This window comes from uncultured Bacteroides sp. (assembly GCF_910585845.1).
Taxonomy (GTDB): domain Bacteria; phylum Bacteroidota; class Bacteroidia; order Bacteroidales; family Bacteroidaceae; genus Bacteroides.
The window spans coordinates 34,509-40,879 of sequence record NZ_CAJUHF010000030.1 but is presented as its reverse complement, the minus strand read 5'-3'; the positions used below and the strand labels follow the sequence as shown (position 1 = coordinate 40,879).

Genomic DNA, 6,371 nt, shown 5'->3' with positions numbered 1-6,371 from the left:
CCGTCCGATTGGACAGATAAAATATTCACTAATTTAATTCAACCAACAGGTATTGTTTTGTATAAGTCTTGTGCATAGTCGTAAAAATACCTATCTTTGCTTGCGGTTTTTAAAGATAATACAATGAAAACATGTTTTTTGCCTAAAAAGGTATACATATTTTTATTCATCAATTTATTGATAGTCTTACGGATTTCAGCACGGAATAATGAAAATTTTTATTTTTCAAATCTGAATCTGAAAGATGGTCTCTCCCAGATTTCCGTATTGAAAATATTTCAAGACACAAAAGGGTTCATCTGGTTCGGTACCCGCAACGGGCTGAATCGGTATGATGGAAGTGACTTTGTGGTCTATAAGCATGACCCGAAAGATTCTCTCTCGTTGAGCGACAATCATATCTGGGCTTTGGCAGAAGACAAAGACCGGAACCTGTGGGTCGGTACGGCACGCGGTTTGAACAGGTTCGACCTGAAGACCAATCGTATAAAACCGTTTGTCGACAAGCGTTACGGAGAGGTCGCCACAAGCGAGATACGGTGTCTGACGGTAGATTCGAGGAACCGGCTCTGGATAGGCACCTCCAGGGGGATGTATCTGTATGTTCCGGCAATGGACGTTTTCCAGCATATAGACTTGAACGGATTGATTAAGGATGAATTTATTTCCGTGATTTATGAAACCAAACAACATCAGATCTTGATTGGCACTTCTACTGAGGGCTTGATTGTTTGCGATATGAACATGAAGGTGCAGAAACAGTTGACTGCCCGGACACCCAATCTTCGTTTGTTGAGCAACAGCATCTCTACCGTTTATGAAGACTCTAAAGGAACGTTGTGGGTGGGTAGCGCAATCAGCGGGCTTTATCGCATTGATTTGGAGAACGAAAAGATCGTGACCTACCATAAGGACAATAGTATTTTGGCAAGTAATAGCATCAGAGCCATATCCGAGTTGCATGGCATGTTGCTGGTAGGTACTTTTGACGGCTTGTATACGATAGACCTTTCTACTCATTCTTTCTGGAAACATACGGATGCCTCGCTTGAGAAGGGAACGTTGAGCCACTTCTCCATTTACTCCCTATTTGTAGACAACAGTCAGACGGTGTGGGTAGGCATGTATGCCGGTGGAGTCAGCTTCTCCAGCCGGTTCAATAACCGTTTTGATTTTCATGATCCCACTACGGTGTTCGACGCTTTGTTTGGTATCTATGGCTGCATGGTAGCTTCTCCTAACGGTTGCTTATATATGGCGACGGAGGGTAGGGGATTACTCGATTATAATCTGGGCAACAGGCAATATGCCTATTATCCGATAGACAATGCTTCCAAATTGCAATATAGCCAGAATATTATCAAAGGGCTTTTATTGGAGGATGATATTCTGTGGTGCGGCACCAACAAGGGAACCATCTATCGGTTTAACACCCGTACCAAGAAATACACATTACATTACCAGCTTCCAAGGGACATGTCCATTTATGCCATACTTCGCGATGAAGATAACAGTATGTGGTTGATTACTTCTGATTCCCGTATGGGTGTTGTACGCTTGTTGGACAAAGGGGAGATGCAGACCCATTTCCCTGTGAATGGCGGAAAAGACAGTTGCTTGTTTGCCAGTTCGCGCTGTATCTTGCGCTTAAGAAAAGGAGTTGTATTGATTGGTAGCCGTAACGATGGACTGATAAAATACGATTTAAACAAAAAAGAAGCCGTTTATTATGATGCAGATGAGAAAGAGCCGTACCGCTTATTCAGCAATTACGTGACGAGTATTGTGCGCGACAGTTCCGGACGTATCTGGATTGGCACTTATGGTGGAGGAATAGCACTGTATGATGAAGAAAAAGGAATCCTGAAGACCGTGACTAAAGAACAGGGGCTGATAGCCAATGATGTTTGTACTATTGTAGAGGACAATGAGAATAACTTGTGGATCAGTACCAATAACGGCATCTCCAAATACAATCTGAAGACAGAAGAATTTACCAATTATAACTCCTTGAACGGAATTGGTGTTTATGAATTTACTCCTCACAGCGGTCTTCTATTGCCGAACGGTGAGATTTGCTTTAGCGGAAACAATGGTTTTGTGACCTTTAATCCGCAAAAGTTGCAACTGAATACCTATGTACCGCCGATAGTCTTCACAAAGTTGGTGGTGAATAATCAGGTGATCGAACCTGAAGACGACACACGGATCCTGACTACGATACTGGATGATATGGAGGAGATAGAATTATCCTACAATCAGAATAACATATCTATCGGATACAGTGCATTGAATTTTGTGTTTGCCCATCAGAACCAGTATGCCACCTTCTTGAAAGGGTATGATAAAGACTGGAATTACATAGGCGACCGTCGGGAGGCTTATTATACGAATCTTAGTCCGGGGACATACGTCTTTGAAGTAAAAGCTTCCAATAATGACGGAGTATGGGGAGAGCAGACGCGTAAGATACGTATCATTGTGCATCCGCCTTTGTGGAAGACCTGGTATGCCTATTTGTTCTATGCGATTGCTTTTGTTTTTCTGTTGACATTGATCATGTACTATATAACGAAGAAGCAGAAACTGGAACGTGAACTGCAATTTAAGCAAAAAGAAAAATTACAGTTGGAAGAGTTCCATCAGGCAAAGATACGTATGTTCACCAATTTCTCGCATGAACTTCGTACTCCACTTACGCTGATTATTGCGCCTTTGCAGGATCTGGTGTCCATGCCAGAGTTCTCTGCCAGCGTGCGGAACAAGCTGGGATTGATTTTCAGCAACGCTCAACGGCTGTTGTTGCTTGTGAATCAGTTGATGGACTTGCGAAAGAATCAGGAAGGAAAGTTGAAACTGCATATTACGAAATCAGACCTGAATGCTTTCATGCAAGAGATTTACTATGCATTCAATCATTTGGCGGCAAAGAAATCTATCGAATTTACTTTCGATAAAAAAGAAGAAAGAATGTTGGCATGGTTCGATAAATCCATTATTGAGAAGGTGATTTTCAATTTGTTATCCAATGCCATGAAATTCACGCCAGCCAATGGTAAAGTGATTTTCTCTTTGTCCAAGTGCACTTTTGCCGATCTGCCTTCAGAACAACAGGAAGAACTGAGTGCATTGCCGGAGGATATCGAGTTTGCCTGTTTCTCTGTGATAGATTCCGGTAAAGGCATTCCGGAAGATGAAGTGAAGAATATTTTCGCTCCTTTCTATCAGGGTGAGGATAGCAATAAAGAGAATGTGGGTACGGGTATTGGTTTAAGTTTGACGCGTTCTATTGTCCTTTTGCACAAGGGCACGCTTGCCGTATCTCATAATCAGCCTACCGGTACGATTTTCAGAGTGTATATTCCCATCAGTAGTGCGGCATACGATGCCAGTCAGTTGGTGGCAAAAGAAGACGGGCAAATCGTGGAGGATGTGATTCCATCTGCCAGAGAGATGCATTTTGATATAGAAAAGAAAAGGACGGTACTTCTGGCAGAAGACAACGATGAAGTACGGGCATACGTCAAGGAATGCCTTGAACCCTATTTTTATGTTTTGGATGTGGATAACGGAAAATCGGCATTGGATATGGCGTTGGAGAAATATCCAGATTTGATACTTAGCGACATAATGATGCCCCAGATGGATGGATTGGAGTTATGTTCGCGTGTGAAACAGGACTTGCAGCTGGGGCATATTCCGGTGGTGCTGATGACAGCCAAATCGATGGTAGTGCATATTAAAGAAGGTTTCTCGGTAGGTGCTGATGATTACATCGTGAAGCCTTTCAGTATGGATGTGTTGATTTGTCGTATCAACAATCTGATGGAATCTCGTGAGAAGCTGAAAAAACTCTACGGAAAGAAATTCTCACCGGAGGCAATGGGTATCGAAATCGTTTCTGGTGACGACCGTTTCACTCAAAGTTTCTTTGAGATAATCGAGAAGAATATTTCAAATTCCGAGTTGGGAGTCGACTTGTTAAGTCAGGAATTAGGTTTGAGTCGTGCCAATCTGTATCGGAAGCTGAAAGCAGTGACGGAACTCTCCCCCACAGAACTGATACGCAATAAGCGACTTGAAATTGCGGCAAAACTTTTATTGGAATCCGATTATACAGTTTCCGAAATATCTGTTTATACAGGTTTCAACAGTCATGCCTATTTCACCAACTGCTTCAAATCGTTTTATGGTTATTCGCCCTCAGAATGGGTACAAAGGCATAACGAGAAGAAGGATACCTCTAATTAATATCGCTTTTATGTCTTGTTTGAAATAGAATTTCAAATGAATAAGACAATATTGAAAGTTGCGCTAAGATTAATCGCTTATCTTAGCGCAATCTTTTTATAAGTGATTTGATTATGAAAAACCTTTTGATTGTATTTATCTTATTTTTCTCTATGTCTGTGAAAGCACAGTTGCCGGGATCTGAACCGCGTTTGTGGTCGGAGGGGATTGCGCAAACAGTGATGACGCGCTATCCGTCAGCTTTGATGATTCCTTTTAAGCCTTGGTGTTATCCGCAAGGGTACTTTCTGATGGGTCTGGATAAATTGTGGCAGTCCACGGGAGACAAAAAGTATTATGATTATATTATGAATTGGGCCAATGAGGTCGTTCGTTCGGATGGGAGTCTGGTCTATTTCCGGGGTAGGAGCATGGATGATATGATGGCAGGTTCTGTCATTGTCTGGGCTTACAGACAGACGGGTGACGAGAAATTTAAAAAGGCTGCCGACCTCATACGGAAGAGCTATGATGACTATCCTCGTACATCTGATGGCGTCTTTTGGCATGGCCGCGGAACGGTAGGGCAGATATGGGTGGATGGCGTCTTCATGGGACAAATGTTCCTGACGAAGTACGGCTGCTATATCGGTGATTCGGAATATTGTTTTGATGAAGCAGCCAAGCAGTTGATTGGTATGCATCGCCATCTTAAAAAAGGAGATACAGGTTTGTTGTATCATGGCTGGGATGAAGATAAGGATGCTCGATGGGCGAATAAGGAGACCGGAATGGCGCCTGAAGTATGGAGCGAGGGTTTAGGGTGGTATGCCCTGATATTGGTAGAGACTTTAGAGGTGTTCCCTAAGAATCATTCTCAATATAAAGAATTGCTTAGCATTACTCGTGAACTGATGGCAGGCTTGAAAAAAACTCAAGATACGGAAAACGGACTGTGGTATCAGGTTGTCGATAAGGGAGGAGAACCGGGAAATTGGCACGAAACTTCCGGAAGCGGTATGTTTGTTTACGCTATGCAGCGGGCCATAGAATTGGGTATTATTCTCTCTAATGATTATGCGCCTTGTGTGCAGAAGGGATATCGGGGATTACTGTCCAAAGCACGTCTCAATCCGGAAGATGGTCTGATTGATTTATGGGATGCCAACAACGGACTGGGCATTCAGAAAGACTATAAAACTTATGTTACCCGTCCAAGGAAGAAGAATGGACAAGAGGTGATTTCTTCCTTTCTGTGGGCTACCGGCATTGTAGAAAAAGGAAAGAAAGAGGCATTATACATCAAGCCGCAACCTTGTAGAAGCTTTGTCTGCACGGATTATTCACAAGGGAAAGTCTTTATCTTTGAAGATGGAGAGAAAGTGTGGGAGCATGATGCGCCGCTTTCTAATGATGTCTGGGTTTTGGATAATGGCAATCTGCTGTTTACCACCGGACATGGGGTTCTTGAGGTGACTCGTGCAAAGGATACTGTTTTTCATTATACATCCAAGAGCCATATATTTGCTTGCCAGCGGCTTGCAAACGGGAATACGTTCATCGGCGAATGCAATTCCGGACGTTTGTTGGAAGTTTCTCCCACGGGAAAGATTGTGAAAGAAGTCTGTATTCTTCCATCGGGAGTGACAGACGGGAAGAAGTCGTTCATCAGGAATGCGCGTAGACTGGATAATGGCCATTATCTGGTGGCACACTATGGTGGCAAAAAGGTGGTGGAATATGATGAGAACGGGAAGAACTGCTGGGAAGTACCGGTATCGGGCGGAGCGCATTCTGTGATTCGTCTGCCTAACGGGAATACATTGGTGGCAGTGACCGATGCTGATAAGAATCCCCGTATTGTAGAGTTCAATCCGCAGAAAGAGATCGTATGGGAATTATCCAATAAGGACATTCCGGGAGCACCTCTCAGGTTTATGAGCGGAATGCAATATATTCCCGAAATGGGATTGGTGGTGACCAACTGGACAGGGCATGGAGCTAAAGAAGAATTGCCGCACATGCTTTGGGTGGACAGGAATAAAAACGTAGTGGATGTTTTTGCTCCACGCGAAGGCATCGTGACCTTTTCTTCGGTGTTTGTTCCCCTGAAAGGAGAAAATATTTATCATTAAAACAAT

General features: G+C 43.2%; 2 protein-coding genes. Both read left to right on the top strand.

Annotation, left to right across the window (positions count from 1 at the left end; all coding sequences use genetic code 11):
* Positions 1–123 precede the first annotated feature (123 nt).
* Complete coding sequence (locus tag QZ323_RS09650; protein WP_363174931.1) at positions 124–4,251, top strand: two-component regulator propeller domain-containing protein; 4,128 nt, start codon at positions 124–126, stop codon at positions 4,249–4,251.
* A 113-nt stretch (positions 4,252–4,364) separates the two neighbouring features.
* Positions 4,365–6,365, top strand: coding sequence for a glycoside hydrolase family 88 protein (locus QZ323_RS09645; protein ID WP_294634426.1), 2,001 nt, complete (start codon positions 4,365–4,367; stop codon positions 6,363–6,365).
* Positions 6,366–6,371 lie beyond the last annotated feature (6 nt).

Bases quoted from the DNA above. Each gene is read 5' to 3' on its own strand.
- QZ323_RS09650 (WP_363174931.1), top strand. From the start codon at position 124: ATGAAAACATGTTTTTTGCCTAAAAAGGTATACATATTTTTATTCATC.
- QZ323_RS09645 (WP_294634426.1), top strand. From the start codon at position 4,365: ATGAAAAACCTTTTGATTGTATTTATCTTATTTTTCTCTATGTCTGTG.